This window comes from Bacillota bacterium (genome assembly GCA_030019365.1).
GTDB lineage: Bacteria > Bacillota > Sulfobacillia > JACIYH01 > JACIYH01 > JACIYH01.
Window position 1 is genome coordinate 23,869 of the sequence record JASEFA010000005.1, and the last position, 19,668, is coordinate 43,536.

Annotated in this window: 16 protein-coding genes; 10 read left to right on the forward strand and 6 right to left on the reverse strand. The window is 65.4% G+C overall.

Annotated elements, in window-relative coordinates; genetic code table 11:
• Positions 1-49 precede the first annotated feature (49 nt).
• The 9 genes from QME70_08955 (at position 50) to QME70_08995 (ending at position 11,356) form a co-directional block, all read left to right on the forward strand.
• Positions 50-1,660: an ABC transporter substrate-binding protein gene (locus QME70_08955; GenBank protein ID MDI6894717.1), complete on the forward strand. Its 1,611-nt coding sequence runs from the start codon at positions 50-52 to the stop codon at positions 1,658-1,660.
• Positions 1,661-1,758: 98 nt separating this feature from the next.
• Entirely contained in the window at positions 1,759-2,721 is a 963-nt protein-coding gene (locus QME70_08960; protein ID MDI6894718.1) for an ABC transporter permease, read from the forward strand.
• Positions 2,722-2,725: 4 nt separating this feature from the next.
• Complete coding sequence (locus tag QME70_08965; GenBank protein ID MDI6894719.1) at positions 2,726-3,568, forward strand: ABC transporter permease; 843 nt, start codon at positions 2,726-2,728, stop codon at positions 3,566-3,568.
• A gap of 227 nt (positions 3,569-3,795) precedes the next feature.
• Positions 3,796-5,415 carry an ABC transporter substrate-binding protein gene (locus tag QME70_08970; GenBank protein ID MDI6894720.1) on the forward strand — a complete coding sequence of 540 codons (1,620 nt, stop codon included), beginning with the start codon at positions 3,796-3,798 and terminating at the stop codon, positions 5,413-5,415.
• Positions 5,416-5,417: 2 nt separating this feature from the next.
• Positions 5,418-6,338: an ABC transporter permease gene (locus QME70_08975; protein MDI6894721.1), complete on the forward strand. Its 921-nt coding sequence runs from the start codon at positions 5,418-5,420 to the stop codon at positions 6,336-6,338.
• Positions 6,339-6,384: 46 nt separating this feature from the next.
• Positions 6,385-7,212, forward strand: a complete 828-nt coding sequence (locus tag QME70_08980) for an ABC transporter permease (protein ID MDI6894722.1) — start codon at positions 6,385-6,387, stop codon at positions 7,210-7,212.
• A gap of 16 nt (positions 7,213-7,228) precedes the next feature.
• On the forward strand, positions 7,229-8,926 hold the full coding sequence (locus QME70_08985; protein MDI6894723.1) for a D-aminoacylase: 1,698 nt from the start codon (positions 7,229-7,231) through the stop codon (positions 8,924-8,926).
• A gap of 416 nt (positions 8,927-9,342) precedes the next feature.
• The gene (nifV, locus tag QME70_08990) at positions 9,343-10,470 is read left to right on the forward strand and encodes a homocitrate synthase (GenBank protein ID MDI6894724.1); all 1,128 of its coding nucleotides are present in this window, start codon (positions 9,343-9,345) and stop codon (positions 10,468-10,470) included.
• Positions 10,471-10,558: 88 nt separating this feature from the next.
• Positions 10,559-11,356 carry a hypothetical protein gene (locus QME70_08995; GenBank protein MDI6894725.1) on the forward strand — a complete coding sequence of 266 codons (798 nt, stop codon included), beginning with the start codon at positions 10,559-10,561 and terminating at the stop codon, positions 11,354-11,356.
• Positions 11,357-11,443: 87 nt separating this feature from the next.
• Here QME70_08995 and QME70_09000 read toward each other — a convergent pair whose 3' ends face one another.
• The 6 genes from QME70_09000 to QME70_09025 all read right to left on the reverse strand — a co-directional run bounded on the left by QME70_09000 (position 11,444) and on the right by QME70_09025 (position 18,589).
• On the reverse strand, positions 11,444-12,166 hold the full coding sequence (locus QME70_09000) for an aspartate/glutamate racemase family protein (GenBank protein MDI6894726.1): 723 nt from the start codon (positions 12,164-12,166) through the stop codon (positions 11,444-11,446).
• Positions 12,163-13,119, reverse strand: a complete 957-nt coding sequence (locus QME70_09005) for an LD-carboxypeptidase (protein MDI6894727.1) — start codon at positions 13,117-13,119, stop codon at positions 12,163-12,165. Before QME70_09005 ends, QME70_09000 begins: the two co-directional genes overlap by 4 nt.
• 56 nt (positions 13,120-13,175) lie before the next feature.
• Positions 13,176-14,123, reverse strand: a complete 948-nt coding sequence (locus QME70_09010; protein MDI6894728.1) for an ABC transporter permease — start codon at positions 14,121-14,123, stop codon at positions 13,176-13,178.
• Positions 14,027-14,959 carry an ABC transporter permease gene (locus QME70_09015; GenBank protein MDI6894729.1) on the reverse strand — a complete coding sequence of 311 codons (933 nt, stop codon included), beginning with the start codon at positions 14,957-14,959 and terminating at the stop codon, positions 14,027-14,029. The genes QME70_09010 and QME70_09015 overlap by 97 nt, the downstream gene beginning before the upstream one ends.
• Before the next feature lie 63 nt (positions 14,960-15,022).
• A complete protein-coding gene (locus tag QME70_09020) occupies positions 15,023-16,648 on the reverse strand; it encodes an ABC transporter substrate-binding protein (protein MDI6894730.1) in 1,626 nt (541 codons plus the stop codon).
• A 177-nt stretch (positions 16,649-16,825) separates the two neighbouring features.
• A complete protein-coding gene (locus QME70_09025) occupies positions 16,826-18,589 on the reverse strand; it encodes a PucR family transcriptional regulator ligand-binding domain-containing protein (protein MDI6894731.1) in 1,764 nt (587 codons plus the stop codon).
• Positions 18,590-18,741: 152 nt separating this feature from the next.
• Here QME70_09025 and QME70_09030 point away from each other — a divergent pair, with 152 nt between their 5' ends.
• Entirely contained in the window at positions 18,742-19,668 is a 927-nt protein-coding gene (locus tag QME70_09030; GenBank protein MDI6894732.1) for a DUF1848 domain-containing protein, read from the forward strand.

The window sequence follows — 19,668 nt, forward strand, 5'->3', positions numbered from 1 at the left end:
TTGGGCGTCGAATCTTCGCTGTAATTGTTGGGGGGGGGAGGTTTTTTCAATGAGACTGAAGAAGGGCTTGCGGCTTATTGTAGTGGGTGTGGTTTTGCTCGGACTCCTCGGGTCCGCCGGGGCGTGCAGGCAGAGCGAGCCGCAGGCGCAGAAGACCGGGAAGGAGGGCGGCACCCTCATTGTGGGAAACCCATACGGGCCCACCACCTTTGACCCGGCCTACTGCACGGAGCAGGGCGGCATCGACGTGATTATGCTAGTATTCGATTCCCTAATTGCGCACGACGACAAGTACCAGATCATGCCCCAGCTTGCCGAGTCGTGGGAAAGCCCCGACCCGGTCACCTGGGTTTTCCATCTCCGGAAAGGGGTCAAGTGGCAGGACGATAATGAGGTCTTCCCGAAGGGGAAGGCCCCTGAGGTGACAGCCGACGACGTGAAGTACACTATCGAACGTCTGCTCAACCCCGAAACCAAGTCTACCCGTGCTTCCCTGGTGAAGCAGGTGGACAAGGTTGAGGCGGTGGACAAGTACACCGTCAAGATCACCACCAAGCAACCGGATGCTTTCTTCCTGGACAACCTGGCCTCGGTCTTCATCGTCAACCAGCAGGTCATCGAGAAGCTGGGCAAGGACCGCTTCGCCAAGAATCCGATCGGCAGTGGCCCCTTCAAGTTCGTGGAGTTCGTCCCCGACAGCCACGTCAAGCTGCGTCGTAACGAAGCCTACTTCGTGAAGCCGTACCTGGACGAGCTCACGGTGAAGATCATCCCCGACCAGAACGTCCTCCTGGTGTCGCTTGAGTCGGGGGACGTGGGACTGGACCGGCTGCTGCCCTCGCCTGAGATCCCCCGCATCAAGTCGGACAGCAGGTACGTCACCTACCCGGGTCCGTTGCGCGCGTACCGGTACGCTGCCTTCAACTGCAAGAACCCCCTCTTCACGGACGTCCGGGTGCGCAAAGCGATAGCGATGGCGCTTGACCTGGACAGTGCCATCAAGGCCATTTTCCCCGAAGGCGTGGCGGAAAGGGCTTACGGGCCGGTCCCGCCCAACATCGTCGGGCACGATCCTTCGCTGAAGGACCTCTGGAAGTACGACCCCGAGGGAGCGAAGGCCCTGCTCAAAGAGGCCGGCTGGAAGCAGGGATCTGACGGCCTGTGGGTGAAGGATGGAAAGAAGCTTACCTTCACCATCAAGGCGCCTTCTCAAGATCCCAATCGCTCCAAGTTCGCCGTGATCATGTCCGAGCAGCTCAAGGCGATCGGGGTCAAGGCCGAAGTGCAGCTCCTGGAATGGGGGACGCTCATTTCGGACATGGACAGCGGCAATACGGACATGTATATCGTGGGCGGATTCAGCGGCCCCAGCGGCATGATATTCCTGTTCCACAGCCGGAACCAGGGGTCGGCGGGAAACGCATCATTCTACTCCAACCCCCAGGTGGACGAGTTGCTCGACCGCGGCGCAGTGACGGTGGACAGGGCTGAGCGGGAAGCGATCTGGAAGCAGGCCCAGCGCATCGTGGTGCAGGATTTCGTGCATATCCCGCTCTACCACGAGGCGTGGTTCGGTGCGCACTCCACCAAGGTCCAGGACTTCATGCCCGACTGGGGGTTCGTCACGGTCAAGAACAACACGTGGCTTCAGAAAGACTGACGCGCGGGCTTGCCTGCGCGTGAGCCGGCCTGACGCCTGTCCCTGACAGCCTGCCTCCCGGGAGGGCCGACCTCCCGGGAGGCTGCGGGTGGTAAGCCATGGCACAGTTCATTGGTCGTCGCTTCTTGTTGCTGATCCCGTTATTGCTCGCCATCTCGTTCCTGGTGTTTTCCATGGTCCATCTCGCCCCGGGTGATCCCGTTGCCCTCATGTTACGCCAGACCGAGCAGACGGTGGGCACGGAGGAGATTGCCAAGCTGAGGCAGGAACTCGGGCTGAACGACCCCATGGCGGTGCAGTACGGGCGCTTCTTGTGGCGGGCACTGCATGGCGACCTGGGCAAGTCTATTTTCACGGGCCAGGACGTGTTTGAGACCATGGTGCAGAGGATGCCCGCCACCCTGACGCTCGCTCTATCCAGCATGCTGGTCTCGACCCTGGTGGCCGTGCCGGTGGGGGTGATCTCGGCCACCAGACAATACTCCCTGATCGACCACATGGCCCTGGGCGGGGCCCTCGTGGGGGTGTCGATGCCGAGCTTCTGGCTGGGCCTGATGCTCATCCTGTTGTTTTCGTTGCGCCTGGGGATACTCCCCGCGGCGGGTATGGCCCAACTGAAAGACGGGTTGATCCCTTTCCTCCGGCACCTGATCCTGCCCTCGGTTACCCTGGGGCTGGGGATGGCGGCCCTCATAACCCGGCTGACGAGGTCGAGCATGCTGGAAGTGGTGCGGCAGGACTACATCCGCACCGCCCGGGCCAAGGGCCTGGGCGAGCGGAGCGTGATCTACAAGCATGCCCTGAAGAATGCGCTCATTCCCGTGGTTACCGTCATGGGGCTGCAGTTCGGGGGGTTGTTGGGGGGCGCAGTGATCGTGGAAACCATATTCGGCTGGCCTGGAATGGGCAGACAGGCAGTTGCTTCCATTATGAGGAGGGACTTCCCCATGATCCAGGGGAACGTGCTCCTCATGTGCACTCTGTTCGTCCTGGTCAATCTGCTGGTGGACATCTCGTACACGTTCCTGGATCCCCGCATCCGGGCAGAAAGGATGCACTAGCGGGATGGGCGGCTTGAAACGGTTCTCCAGGCGGTACGGCCGCAACCGGGTGGCGGTGTTCGGGGCTGCCGTGCTGTTCCTGGAAATCCTGGTGGCTGTTCTGGCACCCTGGCTGGCACCGCACGATCCCACGAAGCTGCAACTGGGCAGCGTCCTCTTGCCGCCGGGTACGCCCGGGCATATGCTGGGCACGGACGAATTCGGCATGGACGTCTCCAGCCGCCTGATTTACGGTGCCCGCATATCGCTGACCGTGGGCGTGGTGGTGGTATCGATCTCTGCTGCCCTGGGCATCATCCTGGGCGCGCTGGCGGGTTACTACGGGGGATGGGTGGACACGCTGGTGATGCGGGCGGTCGACCTGCTCCTGGCGTTTCCCTTTTTTGTCCTGGCCATCGCCATCATGGCCGTTCTGGGGCCGAGTCTTTACAACGCCATGATAGCCCTGGGGGTGATCGGCTGGACGGGTTATGCGCGCATCGTGCGCGGGCAGTTCCTGGCCTTGCGGGAGAAGGAGTTCGTGGAGGGGGCGCGGTCGGCCGGGTGCAGCGACCTCTACATCATCGTGAGGCACATGCTGCCGAACAGCTGGGCGCCCATTATCGTGCAGGCCACTCTGGGTCTCGGGGGAGCTATTCTATCGGCTTCGGGTCTCAGCTTCCTGGGTATGGGGGCTCAGCCCCCCACTCCCGAATGGGGAGCCATGTTGAGCACCGGGCAGTACTACATCCGGCGGGCTCCCTGGCTGACGACCTACCCGGGTCTCGCCATCATGGTGACAGTTCTGGCGCTCAACTTCGTGGGTGACGGCCTGCGTGACGCCCTTGACCCCCGCCTCAAGACGTAGAACAGGCTCAGGAAGTCCGCCAGCCCCACCATGCTCTGCGCGAGCGCCGGGGTTTCATCATCTTGTAGAGAAGCAGGAGTTTTTCGCCGGCCAGCGAAGTAGATAGACCAACTCCGGGGCAACTGTCCGTTTGGTCGAGACGGTGCGCTGGACAGTCTCGCCAGGCGAAGGGCTCTTCGTCCGGGCAGGCGGGGCCGGGGTGCACTTTCACTCGGGGAGGGAGCAGCATGAGCCGGGACCTCAGAGGTCGAATGGGCAGAGTGGCAGTGGTATTCCTGCTGGCGACGGCGCTGGTCATGGCCGGGGCGGCGGGTTGCGCGAAGAAGGAACAGGCCCAGCAACCCCCCGCGCAGCCCGCGGGACCGCAGCGGGGGGGTAACCTGGTGGTGGCCACGGACCGGGAACCGGATACCTTTGATCTGTATCACGTGACCTGGTCCGGGGGGCTCCAGCTGGTCTACGAGTCGCTGGCCAGTCGCGACTGGGACTACAAGTATGCTCCGGCGCTGGCAGAACGGTGGGAGTCCTCGCCGGACGGGCTGACCTGGACCTTCCACCTCAAGAAGGGGGTCAAGTTCCACGACGGTACCCCCCTCACGTCGCAGGCCGTGAAGCGGCACTTCGAGGTATTGCTTGACCCGGCAACCGCGGCTGCCAACGCGCTTGACTATGCGTGGATCAAGGGGATGGAGACCCCTGACGAGAACACCATCGTGTTCAAGCTCGATAAGCCCTATCCCAACCTGCTGTTCCGGGTGAGCCAGACTTACGGAGCCATTCAGGACCCGGTCGCCTACGAGAAGTACGGACCCAAGGGAACCAAGCAGTACGGGACCACGGTGGTGGCAGGGACTGGGCCCTTCAAGCTGAAGGAATGGGTACCGGGGGACCGCATGGTCTTCGAGCGCAACCCCGACTATGCGTGGGCTCCCCCCTGGTGTGAGAATCAGGGCCCGCCGTATCTGGATACGGTCACGTATCGCATGATCCCCGATGCGGCCACCCGGCTGGCGGAGCTGGAAACGGGTAACGTGCAGATCCTGCTGAGCCTGCCGGTTGAACACTACGATCGGGCCCGGCAGATCCCCAACGTGGAGGTCCTCAAGGAGCCCGCATTCGGCCTCGGGTATCTGGGCATCGCCACGGACAAGAAGCCGTTCAGCGATGTGCGCGTCCGCCGGGCCATCAACCTGGCCATCGATCGGGAGGCCCTGGTGAAGTCCGTGTTCTTTGGCCTGGCTCAGCCCGCCTATGGATACCTGCCCCCGCTTCTGGCGGAGTTCTACCTTGACAAGCAGGCCCACCGCTACGATCCCGAGGCGGCGAAGCAGCTTCTGGCGGAGGCCGGGTATCCCAAGGGCTTCAAGTGCACCCTGGCCACTCAGAACCGCACCGAGCACGTGCGGGTGGCCCAGGCCATCCAGCCCATGCTGGAGGCGGTGCGAATCAAGACGGATCTGGTGCAGTACGATGAGGCCAGCTACGTGGCCATGCTCAAGGCTGGCAAGCAGGAGCTCTTCATGCGCCAGTACTCCTGGGACAGTGCGGACATCCTTCAGTGGTTCCTGGACAGCCATCAGTTCCCTTACCCCAACCATTCCCGCTGGCGTGACCCCAGGACCGACGAGATGATCTGGGCGGCGGAGACGTCACCCAGCATGGAGGCGCGCACGCAGAAGTACCTGGAAGTGCAGAAGTACCTGATCGACAACGCCGTCTGGTGCCCCCTGTGGTATCCCCTCAACCTCCAGGCGGTGCGCACGGACATGGTGGCGGGGTACCGCCTGCACCCGGCCGACGTTTTCCTGAACGACGTCTGGCTTAAGACGGCAGGCGGCGGCAAGTAGCGGTGCGGACGTACGTCCTGCGCAGGATCCTTCTCATGGTGCCGGTCGTCCTCGGGGTCACGCTGGTGGTGTTCTGCATCATCCACGTGGCCCCGGGGGACCCGGTCCTTCTGCTGGTGGGCGAGCGGGCGCCACCGGAAGTGTACGAGCGTGTCAGGCGGGCCTGGGGGCTGGATCAGCCTTTGCCGGTGCAGTACCTGACCTTCCTCGCCAACGCCGCCCGGGGAGAGCTGGGGACCTCCATATTGTTGAGGCGGCCGGTGGGAGACCTCCTGCTCACCGCCGTACCCGTTACTCTGGAGCTGGGATTCTCGGCCATTGCTCTCTCGGTGCTGGCGGGGGTGGTGGCCGGGGTCATTTCGGCCGCCAGGGCGGGATCGGCGGCAGACCAGGCGACCATGGTGGGTGCTCTGCTGGGCGTCTCCGTACCGGAGTTCTGGCTGGGGCAGCTGCTCATGCTGGCCTTCGCGGTGCGGCTCAAGTGGTTGCCGGTTTCCGGGTATGGAGGGATCGGCCATCTCATCCTCCCCATGGTCGCGCTGGGCGCGGCCGGGGCGGCGGTGATCGCCCGCACCACGCGGTCCAGCATGCTGGACGTGGTCCGGCAGGATTTCGTGCGTACGGCCAGGGCAAAGGGCCTGGCCGAGCGGGTGGTGATATACAAGCATGCTCTGCGCAACGCCATGCTTCCCGTCACCACACTGGTGGGCCTGCAGGTGGGTTACATGCTGGCCGGGTCGGTGGTGCTGGAAGAGGTCTTCAGCAGGCCCGGGATGGGCCGTCTCATGGTGAAGGCCATCCTGGCCCGGGACTACCCCGTGGTGCAGGGCTGTCTCCTGGTCCTGGCTGTCTCGGTCGCAGTGGCAAACCTGGTGGCGGACCTGTGCTACGTTCTCCTTGACCCGCGCATCCGTCTGCATTGAGGCGGGATACGGCGGCCGGGTGCAGGCAAGAGGGGCGGTGGGTTAGTTGTCGAAGTGGAGGCGGTTCACGCGCAGGACGTCTGCGCGGGTGGGGGTGATCGTGGTCCTGGTTTTCCTCGGGGTGGCGGCCCTGGCGCCCTGGCTGGCCCCATACAGTTACAGGGCCCAGGACCTGAACAGGATTCTCCTGCCCCCGTGCCGGGCCCATCCCCTCGGCACGGACGAGTTCGGCCGCGACATCCTCAGTCGCATCATCTGGGGCACACGCATTTCCCTGGCGGTGGGGGCCATTGCGGTGGGGATAGGGGCGACCGTGGGAACGGCCCTGGGCGCGGTGGCGGGCTACTGGGGGGGATGGGCAGGCATGCTCATCGTAGGCCTGGTCGACGTCATGTGGTCGTTTCCCACCATTCTCCTGGCCATCGGTCTGGTCGCGGTTTTGAGGCCCGGTCTCACCAGCGCCATGATCGCCCTGGGACTGGTCACCTGGCCCCAGTACGCGCGGGTGATGAGGGCGCAGGTCCTTTCCCTGCGTGAGAAGGAGTTCGTCGAGGCAGCCCGATCCCTGGGTGCCTCGGATGGGATGGTGCTGCTCAGGCACATCGTACCCAATGCCATTTCCCCCAACGTGGTCCTGGCCACCATGGGGATGGCGTCGGCCATCCTGGTGGAATCGGCCCTCAGCTACCTGGGCCTGGGGGCGCAGCCCCCCGCCCCGAGCTGGGGCGCCATGCTCAGCGAGGGGCGCAACTTCATCTACCGGGCCCCCTGGATGACTCTGGCGCCAGGCCTGGCCATAGTGGTGGTGGTGCTGGGGTTCAACCTGTGTGGCGACGCCCTGCGCGACGCCCTGGACCCTTACCGCGATGCGTGATGGGAGGAGATGCTGGTTGTTCGAGACGGTGATCCAGGGCGCCACGGTGGTGGACGGTTCCGGCGGGCCTGCCTTTGCGGCAGACGTGGGCATCTCGGAGGGGCGGATCGGCGCTATCCGCAGGCTAGCCCCGGCGGCGGACGTCAGGGGAGCTCCCGACCGACTGACGGAGATCCGGGTAAGGGACGGGTGTGAGGGGCTGGCGGAGCCCCAGTTGATGCGCGAGCCGGTGGGACTGGCTGGGGCACAGCTCATCGATGGCGGGGGACTGGTACTGGCTCCCGGGTTCATAGACATCCACAACCATTCCGATCTCACCCTTCTTGTCGCTCCTCGGGCAGAGAGCATGATCTGCCAGGGCGTGACCACCGTAGTGGTGGGCAACTGCGGCTTCTCGCCCGCCCCCTGGCCGGGGGTCGCGGGCGGCGCCCCTGCCCTGGCCATGCAGGAGGATGCCACCTTCCTGGCCTGTGGGATGGACGTACGCTGGGAATGGCGCTCCTTTGCCGAGTACCTGGCTGCCCTGGAGGCTGCCCGCCCGGCGGTAAACGTGGTGGCTCTGGTGGGTCATGCGGCCATCAGGGAGCAGGTGCTGGGTCGCGACACCCGCGCTCCCGGCGAGGTCGAGATGCGGCGCATGCGGGCGCTGGTCGAGCAGGCCCTGGCGGACGGCGCGGCCGGCATGTCCTCGGGCCTCATCTACTATCCCAGCTGCTACGCCACGACCGCGGAACTGGTCGCCCTCGCCGCTGTGGTCGCCTGCGCGGGCAGGATCTACGCCAGCCACGTCCGCGGTGAGGGCGAGACCCTCCTGGAAGCGATCTCGGAAGCCATCGAGATCGCGCGGCGGACGGGCGCCTCCAGCCAGGTGTCCCACCTCAAGGCGGAGAGCCGCATCATGTGGGGAAAGCTGCCGGAGGCCCTGGCGCTGATTGACGCGGCCCGCAGGGAGGGTCATGCCGTGGGCTGCGATCAGTATCCGTACGCCGCCTACAATACCTCGCTGGGATCGTTCCTGCCCCCCGAGGTGATGGCGGGGGACTGGCGTGGGGTGCTGAAGAGCGAGAGTGGTCGCCGGGCCATCCGGCAGGCCATGTTCGAGGGACTGCCGGCGTGGACCTCGTCTGTGCGGGGGATGGAATGGACGGACTTCGTGATCGATGGCACCGATGATCCTGCGCGCGACGGGCGCGACCTGGGGACGCTGGCCGCGGCGGGCGGCCGGGATCCCTATGATTTCCTGTTCGACCTCTTGCTGGAGTGCGGCCCTCACGTCAGGGTGATAGGCTACGCCATGAGTGAGGCCGACGTGGAGCGGGGGGTTGCCCGCCCGGACGTCATGGTGGGTTCCGACGGCTTCGCCCTTCCCCTGGAAGGGGATGTGGGGGGTCGTTTCCCTCATCCCCGGTCGTTCGGGACGTTCCCCCGCGTCCTGGGCCACTACTGTCGGGACCGGGGGCTGCTTTCCCTGGAGGCGGCCGTGCACAAGATGACCGGCCTGCCAGCCGGGAAGTTGAGCCTGCGCGACCGGGGGCTGGTGCGCGAGGGATACCGGGCGGACCTGGTGCTGTTCGACCCGCGGCACATCCGGGACACTGCTTCCTTTGCCCGGCCCAAGGTACGCCCGGTGGGGATATCGTGGGTGTTTGTGAACGGGCGCCCGGCCCTGACCCCGGATGGCTGGGGCGAACGGGCCGGCCAGGTGATCCACTGACGCTGGACGGTTGGGGCGAACGGGCGGTTGGGGCGAACGGGCGGTATCATGTGCCCGCCCAGCTTTTGAGAACAAACCGGCGGGAGGTCACCTCGTTGCTCGACCTGCTCATCAGGGGGGCGTGGACGTGATCTGCGACCTGTACCCGCGCAGGTCAGCCTTTCCTGCCCAAAGCTGAACATGGATTAGCTTTGCGCCAAGGTACTCACTGTGCACACCCCGGGCTGCCCCCGGGGCCGACGGCTACCTCCATCACCATCTGGCCAGCCCGGCGCCTCCGACACCCGTTCGGGGACAGCCGGGCGTTGTCACTCCTGGCCGGGTTGGAGGGGGAGGACCGCTGCCGCTCCGGGGCTTGACAGCGGTGGATACATGTATACAATCATCCTTAAATCCAGGTATGGGGGTGAGACGCTGTGAGTGGCAGACGCATCTTCGTGGTGGATACCACCCTGCGCGATGGGGAGCAGACCGCAGGCGTAGTGTTCACGCCGAGGGAGAAGGAGTACATCGCGTGCCTGCTCGACGATCTGGGAGTGGACGAGATCGAGGCTGGCGTCCCGGTCATGGAGGGAGCCGAGAAGGAAGCGGTGCGCACGATCGCGCACCTGGGTCTCAGGGCCAGGGTTATGGCGTGGAACCGCGCGCTACCGGAGGACCTGCGGCACTCCCTTGACTGCGGTGCCCCCGCGGTGGCCCTCTCCATCTCCGCTTCCGACATCCAGATTGAGAAGAAGCTGAGGACGACGCGGCGGTGGGTCCTGGACACCATGGCGCGCACCACGGAGATGGCCAAGAAGCAGGGGCTATACGTGTCCGTGAGCGCCGAAGATGCCTCGCGGGCCGACCCGGCATTCCTGGTGGAGTTCGCCAGGACGGCGCGGGATGCGGGGGCGGACCGCCTCCGCTTCTGCGATACGGTGGGCCTGATGCATCCTCTCGCAGTGCACGAGGCGGTCGGCCGCTTGCTGCAGGGGGTACCCGGGTTGCCCGTGGAGATGCACACCCACAACGATCTGGGACTGGCCACCGCCAACGCATTGGCCGGAGTCATGGCGGGAGCGTCGTTCGTGGGCGTGACGGTGGGGGGATTGGGTGAGAGAGCCGGGAATGCAGCCCTGGAAGAAGTGGTGATGGGGCTCAAGCACCTGCTGGGGTATGAGACGGGCGTTGACACCCGGTACCTGGCCCGGGTGGCTGAATACGTGGGTGCGGCCGCGGGCAGGCCGGTACCCCCTGGCAAGTCCGTGGTGGGGCCTGGTGTGTTCGCACACGAGTCGGGCATCCATGTGGATGGTGTCCTGAAGGATCCCAGCACATACGAGCCCTTTGATCCGGGCGAGGTGGGGCTGGTCCGTCGCCTGGTGGTGGGCAAGCACTCGGGAGCGGCCGCCGTCCTGGATTGCCTGCGCAGGTCCGGCATCGAGGCGGACGGCGCCCTGATCCCGGAGCTCCTGGCCCGCGTCCGCCAGTGTGCTATCGATCTCAAGCGCTCACTGCAGGATTGGGAGCTGGCCCGCCTGTACCGAAAGTTGCAAGAGTAGCGAGCCAGCGCCATCGTTCCCTGAACCAAGGAGGATTCGGGGTGGCATTCATCGAATACAAGCGTAGCTTGGCACCATAAGCGACAGCATGTCGTTTTCGGCGGAAAGCATCCGGGCTACCCTGCGGTTGGTGGAGTCGAGGGGGCAAACTCACCGGGCCGAAGAGGGGCAACTCGCCGTCGTGCTCGTCGAAGTCGACCCACCTTCGCAGACGGACGACCCCTATGAGCGCGAGCACGCGCGGCTTCAGGCCCAGGCCGTGCTGGTGCACGGTGGTCGGCAAATGCGGGCGGCAGTGCTGCACCTGGGCGGGTTCCGCTTTGCCCTGTACACCTCGAAAGGGGATCTGGATGAATGCACGGGATGCTACCGTGCTCTCCCTCTGCTGGGCTTGCTGGAGGATCGCCTGGGAGCTAGTGCACGAGCCGGCATCGGCTTGGCTCTCCACGCCCATGACGCGCAGCAGGAGGCGGAAAGAGCCCTCGAGCTGGCGCGCAGGTCTCCGGGGGGCAATGCCTACGTATCTGCCGGTGGGGAGGTGATGGGACCGATTAGCCCCCGCTTCGCCGCGGGCTGCGGGGTGCCAAGAGCCCTGCGTGCCACGCATCCGGGGCTGCTCGCCCTGGCCAGCCGAGCCGGGATCAGCGCCCCGACCTTGCGCCGGGTTCTGCAGGCCTGGTACGCGGCTGGTGGCACGGGGATAACCAGCGAGGTACTGGCGAGCTCGACGGGCACCACCGTACGCTCGGCCCAGCGCATCCTCCGTCACCTGATGAGGTGCGGGCTGGCGGAGCGCGTCGGGCAGGGAATTCGGCAAGCGCGGGGACGACCCCAGGTGATCTACCGTCTGAAACTCGCGGACTGGAATGCCGCAGAAGGAGTGTGAAGGTGGTGTTCACCTGGGGCCTGCGTAGCAATGCAGACGGGGCACGGGCCATCGCCGAAGTGGCGCGTGCTGTCTACGAAGCTTCCGTCAGCCCTTAGGGATCCCCGCCGGGGGCTGCGCGGGCATGTAGAGCCACCTGCGGCAGTACCGGAACCCGATACGAGCCTGCGTTACCGCCAGCCATAGCCCGGCCTCCGTCGGCTCCACGACGGGGGCGGGCACCTGTTCACGCACCGCGTGGACGTACGCGTACATCCCGGTGCATCCCAGGACGATCACGTCGGCGGCGTGGCGGTTGATGGCCTCCTGAGCGCACGCCACCATGGCCGCCACCGTCCTTTCCCGATCTGCCCCCAGTTCCAGCACGCCCATGGGGACGGGAATGCTGGCGGCAAGGCGATGGGCTGTGCCCAGCTGGGCGGCCCGCATGTGGGCATGGGAGACCGAGTTGTTCAGAATGGAGACATGTCCGATCCGCCACCCCAGCGAGCAGGCCAGCAGCCAGGCTGCCTCCCCCGCCCCCACCACGGGGATGTCCAGGAGCTCCCGCAGGGGGTGCAGGCCGGGATCGCCGAAGCAGTTGATCACCACGGCATCCACCACCGGTTCCCGGCCGCAGCGATCGAGTGTTCCTTTCACCAGGTAGTGGGCGGCCTCTCCCTCGTCGTAGAGGGTTTCCACTGCCCGCGGTCCTTCCTCCAGGCCCCAGCACTCCACCGATACTGACCCGGGGAGACCGAGGCGCGTCACATACTCTTGCCAGCCCGCCAGGTTAGCCCCGAGGACGGGCGTCGCCAGGAGGATCCTCACGTCCGTACCCCGCTTTCCTCCACGATCACAGAGCAGTTCGAGGCGGCAAGGGTCACCCGCACGCCCAGGGGAAGGGTCAGGCGCCGTTCGCCGTGGCCGGCCGCCAGCCCGTAAATGGCGGGCTTGCCCAGGGGTTCGATGAGGTCGCCGATGATCTCCCGCAGGGTGAGCATGGGGCGTTTGGTGTTGCCCGGTACGCAGTCTACGCATTCAGCGATGATGAATCCGGCTGCGGCATCCAGCTTCCCTGCCAGCTTGAGGTGGGTGAGCATGCGGTCGAAGCGGTACGGCACCTCACCCACGTCTTCGAAGAGCAGGATCTTGCCGGCCGTGTCCAACTCATACGGAGTGCCCAGCGTGGTCACGAGAAGGGAGAGATTCCCTCCGGTGAGTGGGGCGGTAACCCGGCCGGGGCATATGGTTTGCAGGGGTGGTCCCTCGGGCGGGTTCCTCAGTTCCCCCAGGGGTTCGGGCCGGGTCACCGCTCGCTCGAACCATTCCCTGGTGTAGGTGAATTCCTTGCTCATGTCGTAACCGGCCATGGGCCCGTGAAAGGTGACCAGCCCCGCCAACCCGGCCACCGCGCAGTGGATGGCGGTGATATCGCTGTATCCCACGAATACCTTGGGGTGGTGCGCTATGGTCCCGTAGTCCAGCAGGGGGAGGATCCTGGGTGTCCCGTAACCGCCCTGGATGCACACGATGCCGTCCACCTCGGGGTTCTGGAAGGCCCACATCAGGTCCGCCGCCCTCTCCTCGTCCCGGCCTGCCAGGTACCCCCGCAGCTTGAGGGCATTGGGCGAGAGCATGGTGCGGAATCCCATGTCATGCAGGCGCTTTCTCGCCAGTTCCAGCATTTCAATGGAGACATGGGCATCGGGGTGCACCGGGGATGCGGGCGACACCAGCGCTATGGTGTCTCCGGGGCGCAGGATCTTCCCTTTCAGTGCCATGTTCAGTCCCACCTTTCGTGCAGGTCATCTGGTCCGTGCGGGCCGGGATGGTCTTATCACTTGGAACCGCGCATGCGCGGGTCGAGGACATCGCGGAGGCCGTCTCCCAGGAGATTGAGGCCCAGGATGGTCACCGCAATGCACATACCGGGAAAGGTGGTCAACCAGGGGGCGGCCCAGAGGTAGTCCCGGCCCCTCCCCAACATGGAACCCCAGCTCGGGTGCGGGGGCTGTACCCCCAGGCCCAGGAAGCTGAGGGCGGATTCGTCCAGAATGGCCCCTGCCATGCCCAGCGTGGCTGCCACCAGCAGGGGGGCGACGCAGTTGGGGAGCACGTGGCGCACCAATATCAGGGCATCCCTGGCTCCCAGCGCTCGCGCCGCCGTGACGAATTCTTGCTCCCGCACGCGCAGGGCCTCTCCCCGCACCAGCCTCGCCATGCCCGGCCAGCTCACCAGCGCCAGGGCCACGATCACGTTGGTGAGCCCTGGCCCCAGGACCGCCATGGTGGCGATGGCCAGCAACAGCCCGGGGAACGCGAAGGTGAGGTTAACCACCCAGCTCACCACTTCGTCTACCCGGCCCCCGAAGTACCCGGCCAGCAAGCCCGCGACGGTCCCGGCGGAAACGGCTACCGTCTCCACCGCTACCCCCACGGTAAGCGAAATGCGCGCGCCGAACAGAAGGCGACTCAACTGATCACGGCCTATGTTGTCGGTCCCCAGGGGAAACTGACGGCTGGGCGAGTGCAGGGCGCTGCGGTTATCGAAGTACTTGATGGGATCGTACGGGGCCAGCCAGGGGGCGAAGAGGGCAGCCAGCAGCACCACTCCCACCAGTATGGCCCCGATCCGGAACGACCGGTGGCGCCACAGTTCCCTGCCCAGCAGCGTCGCCTCTCCCTCCCTCAGCCCTCTACTCGAATGCGGGGGTCGATGTACGCATACAGTACATCCACCGCCAGGTTCACCAGCGCAAACATGCCCACCGTGAACAATACGCACCCCTGCACCACGGGCAGGTCTCGCTGGCCGATGCAGTCCACCAGCAGCCTGCCCACCCCCGGCCATCCGAACACGTTCTCCGTGATCACGGCGCCGGTGAGGAGCCATCCCGCCTGTACACCCATGACGGTCACCATGGGAACCAGGGCGTTCCGCAGGGCGTGCTTGTATATCACCACGCGCTCCGCCAGTCCCTTTGACCGCGCGGTGCGGATGTAGTCCTGGCGGAGCACTTCCAGCATGGCAGAACGGGTCATGCGGGAGAGCATGGCCATGGACGAAAGGCCCAGGGTCACGCTGGGCAGCACCAGGAAGGCAGGAGACCCGTACCCTCCCGCCGGGAGCGCGCCCAGCTTCACCGCGAAAAGATACATGAGCAGCAAGCCCAGCCAGAACACGGGCATGGATACGCCTGCCACGCAGAATCCCATCAGGGAGGCATCGATCCAGCCCCCCTGGCGCACAGCGGCCGCGATGCCACCCGGGACGCCTATGGTCGTGGCGACCGCCAGAGCCGCAGCACCCAGCTCAAGCGTCGCCGGAAAGCGCTCCAGGATGATCCGGGTGACGGGCTGATTGAAGCGGAAGGAAAAGCCCAGGTCTCCCCGCACGGCGTTGAACAGGAACTTGAGGTACTGCAGGTAGGTGGGGTCGTTGAGCCCCCACCGCTCCCGGATACGCTCGGCCGCCTGGGGATCCAACTGGCCGCGCTTAGGATCCATCAGGCTGATGGTGGGATCCCCGGGTATCACGTTCATGAGCACGAAAGTGACCAGGGTGATTCCCACCAGCAGCGGAACCAGCATCAGCAGGCGGCGCCATACGTACCTTGTCAGCGTCTCTTACCTCCGGGGGAGGGGGGAGGGGTCGCAGGTACTGGCTGACCCCTCCCCCGCAGCTCATGGTTTGCCCTCCACGGAGAGCTTGTCGAGGGGCTGGTAGTCCATGTCGACGGGGTTGGGGATGAGGCCCTTGACCCAGGGCTGGTGGACGATCACCGCCTTGTTGTAGTTGAAGAACCACCAGGGCGCATCGTCCACGATGATCTTCTCGGCCTCCCGGGCCAGCCGGATCATCTCCCCTTCGTCCGTCGTCGCCTTCATCTGGTCCACCAGCCGGTCAACCTCGGAGTTACTGTAGCGCACGCGGTTGCCGGCGCCTCCGAAGGACTTGCTGTGGAATAGCAGCAGCCAGTCGTAGGGGTGCACGGCTCCGCACACAGAGTACATATAGGCCTGGAAGTCCCCGGCATTGGCGCGGTCGATCATGACCCCCCACTCCACCTGGACCGGGTTGACCTTGATTCCCACCGCCTCCAGGTAAGGCTGGATGGCTTCCACCGCCGGCGAACCCCAGGCAGGGTGAGAGGTGCACAGGACTTCAAATTCGAAACCTTTGGGGTATCCCGCCTCTTTCAGCAGGGCCTTGGCCTTCTCTGGATCGTAGGGGTAGCCCTTGAGGGCCGGGTCGTATCCCATGAGCGAGGGAGGGAAGAGCCCGGTGGCCGGATATGCCTTCCCCTGCAGCAGAGTCTCTACCAGAGTCTTGCGGTCAATGGCGTAATTGATAGCCTGCCGCACCAGCTTGTTGTCGAAGGGAGGCTTCTGGCAGTTGAAGGCGATGTGCCGGGTATACAACTCGGGTACTTCCACCAGGTTGTTTGCCCACTTGGGGTCGTTCTTGTACTTGAGGTATTGGGGATCCCCGAGCAGCATGTAGTCGATCTGCCCGGCGGCGAACATGGCATCGCGGGTGGCAGCCTCCTTGACGATCAGGGTCTCGATGACATCAGTCTTGGGGGGGCCGGCCCAGTGGTCCTTGTTCGCCACCAGCACCACCTTGGAGTCCTTGACCCATGAGTCGAACCTGTAAGGCCCGCTTCCGACCGGCTTCATGCCGAAGTCGGCCCCCAGCTTCTGGACTTCCTCCTTGGGGACTACGGAACAGCAGATGTTGGTGAGCCGGAGGAGGAATGTAGGATCGGGCTCGGCCAGCTCGATAGTAAGGCTGTACGGGCCGGTCACTTTGATGCCGGCAACCTCGGTTGCCTTCTTCTCCGCGAAATCCTTGGCTCCCTTGATGGACGCCAGGGTTGAAGACAGTGGCGACATGTTATCCGGATTCAGCAGGCGCTCGAACGAGTACTTGACGTCGTCGGCCTTTATCTCCCGGCCGTTGTGGAACCTTGCCCCCTGACGCAGCTTGAAGGTGTAGGTTAGCCCGTCAGGGCTCACGGTCCAGTCTGTGGCCAGCTCCGGGGTGAGTTTCTTCTGCACCACGTCGTAGTTGAGCAGTTGCTCGAAAATGGCCGAATTCAGCACCAGGGCCGTGATCTTGTCCTTGAGGATGGGATCCAGATTCTCAGGGTCACCGTAGAGGTCGACACGGGTCAGCCTGGTCTGCTGTGCCTGGGGCGGACCGGCCGACCTGGTACAAGAGGTGGCCACCAGCGCCACACCTAGAACCACAGCCAGGAGGGCGACCAGCCACACCCCCCGGCGTCTTCCCGCCCACCGTGCCTCCATCACCCTGTCCCTCCCTCTCTGCGCACACTCGAGTTAACCGCCGCTTGCGGCACGGAATCCTCTCAACGCAGCTTCCCACCCCCGCTTTTCACGGTTCTGGCCTGTCCCCAGGTTGGGTGACCATTTCGCGCGGGAAACGGGAGTGTCCTTTGAACCGCCTAGCCAAAAATGACACCGTTATTCTTGCGCAGTTTGGTCAAAGGGGTGATATCCCAGGCGCCAGAGCGCCAGGGCCAGGGCCACCTTGGGCAACATGCGCGGAGCCAGAGGGTCAAATCCCAGGAGATCTGCCATCCGCTCGATGCGGTATTTCACGGTACCCCTGTGCAGGTATAGCTGGCGGGCTGCCACGGTGCGGTTTCCTCCCGCCGTGATCAGCGCCTCCAGTGTGGGCAGCAGCTTCCCGTGGCGGAGCGCATCGTGATCGGCCAGCGGCTTTACGATCCGGGTGTGCAGTTCCCTGGCTGCGTCCGTGTCAGCCACCAGGGAAGCGATGTGGAAGAGATCGATTTCATCCCAGAAGTGCAGTTCCCTTTCGGGGTGGATCGTCTTCCCGATGTCCAGAGCGAGCCGCGCGCGAGACCAGCTGTGCCTGAGCTGCGCAACGCCCTGAAAGGGTGGGCCGATACCGCACTGGAAGGGCACACCGACAGTGTGCTTGAGTGCTTGCATGATGACGGTGCCGGCGGCCTGCTCCCGCTCCAGATCGCCTCCTTCCCCTCCCCGGCGGGAGGGTATGACGGCCGGAAAAGATACTACCGTTCCCTCGAAACTCCCTGCCGGTGCGCGTTTCTCCCCGGTCCTCTCCAGGAAGGCACCGGACACGGCCTCTGCGGCTGTCCGCATGAGCTCCACCCTCTCTGCGAGCCCAGTACCAGGGTGAAGGTGGAGCTCAATGACGACCGCCACCCTTGAGCCCCGCAGCGACCAGCCGAGAGCGGCGGCATCGGGCTCCAGTTTTTCGTCCTCCTTGACCTCGCCGGATAGGAGCTGTACGAGGAGCTCGCTTTGCATCCGCCAGGCCGCTTCCGCCGTAGCCCGGTGGTTGGCAAGCGCCAGGGCAACCGACGCTATCCCGTGCTCGACCGCGAGAGCGTCCCCACCGGCTGGCGCTTCGCCGAACCCCAAGAGAAGAAACCCGAGTAACCGGTGCTCCACCGAGATGGGGTAGGCCCAGCAGTCCCCCCACGCTCCGCCACCGCCAGCGGTAACACGCCAGCCCCTCGGGTTCCCTGCCTGGAATTCTCCCTGCGCCAGAGCGACCGCGAGGTCGTGACGCAGGGTGGCTGCCATGGGAACGGTGGACGCGAGGATGCTGCGGTCCTGCGCGGCGACGGCGGCCGGCCGTCCGCCCAGCAACAGGGACAGCTCCTCTACCAGATCCTGCAGGCTGCGCCCGCCCTGGAAGCCTCCGATCGCTCCGGGAGTCGGGCCGAAGCCGACCCCGCTTTCGGCCGGGCGCGGGCGGCCTGCCACTACCGCTTCGATGACAGGGACCATCACCTGCCAGTACGCCACGTCCGGCGGTAGTTGTACGACGGGGAAGTCGGCTGCCTCGGCTGGCGGCAGCCAGACCTCGGTGGCGAGTCTGACCCCCGGCCTGAGCGCCACCGCCAGCCCCGACGCACCGACCGAGATGAGTTGATCGACCGCGGTACGCTGTGCCCCCGGGTCGTCCTTCAGAGCGTAAAAGGTCGTCAGCACCAGGGAGCGCGGGCGGACCCACCGTGCGCCATCGGGTGTCTCCAGGACCTCGACCCACTCGACCGGTCTGTCCAGGCCCCGCTCCCCCGTCAACAGGACCGCACGTCTCAGTACACCCAGGGTGAGTGCTTCACGTACCGATAGCGGCATGGCACCTCCCGCCTTCCCGGCTCCGTGGCGGGCAGGCTTCTCCGGCTGGTATTTACACGTGGGCCGACCCATGTCCTGCCTGACCATCGGCCACCTGCGCACCGCACTGGAATCTGGCTCACTCAACCACGCCGCCATGCTCATCAGCATTGCCGCGCACCCGGAGATCGGCCAGGATCATCACGGCGCGGAACGTCGCGGGCCTGGTATGGCGCGGAGGTCCGTGGTAGGATGAGGTCGTGATCATCAGTGCCAGCAGGCGAACCGATATCCCGCGATTCCACACCCCCTGGTTCCTGGAGCGGGTGCGGGCCGGGTACTGTGTTTATCCCAATCCCCTTGATCCCCGGCGGCAGGTGCGGGTTTCCTTGCGGCCGGAGGACGTGGACGTGATCGTCTTCTGGAGCAAGGACCCGGCTCCTCTCCTGTCGGTGCTCCCGGAGCTGGCGGCGCGAGGCTACCGGTTCTACCTCCATTTCACGGTGAACGGGTATCCGCCCTTTCTCGAGCCCGGGGTCCGTCCCCTCCCCGAGATCCTGGACGCCTTCGCCCGCCTGGCGGATGCGGTGTCCCCCGACCGGGTGATCTGGCGATACGATCCCATCGTGTTGAGTGATGCCACGCCACCGGATTACCACCGCAGGCAATTTGAGGGCCTTGCCGCCCGGCTGGCCGGCCACACCCGGCGCGTGGTGGTCAGCGTGTTCGACGACTACCGGCGTGCGGGGGCGATGCTGCGCCGGGCGGCCCGCCGGGCGTCTGTGCGCCTGGACCTCTCGGGCCCCGGCACTCCGGTCATGGATAGCCTCCTTGCCGATCTGGCCGCCATATCCCGGTCAAACGGCCTGGACATCTCCAGCTGCGCCGAGCTCCAAGACCTCACCCCTCTGGGCATCCGGCCCGGGAAGTGCATCGACGACGGATTCATCCGGGGTACCTTCGGTATCCGGGTGAGCGGCCGGAAAGACCCCGGACAGCGTCCAGCCTGCCGGTGCGTGGAGAGCCGCGACATAGGGACGTACGGCACCTGCCGCCACGGTTGTACGTACTGTTACGCCACCGGTTTTGCCAGAGGGAAAGCACGGGGGCACGAAGAAGCTGGTGAAGGGGCAGGGCGGGTCAGATGTGCTGACCCGGCGGACGGGGTGGCAGGAAGTGCCGGCTGA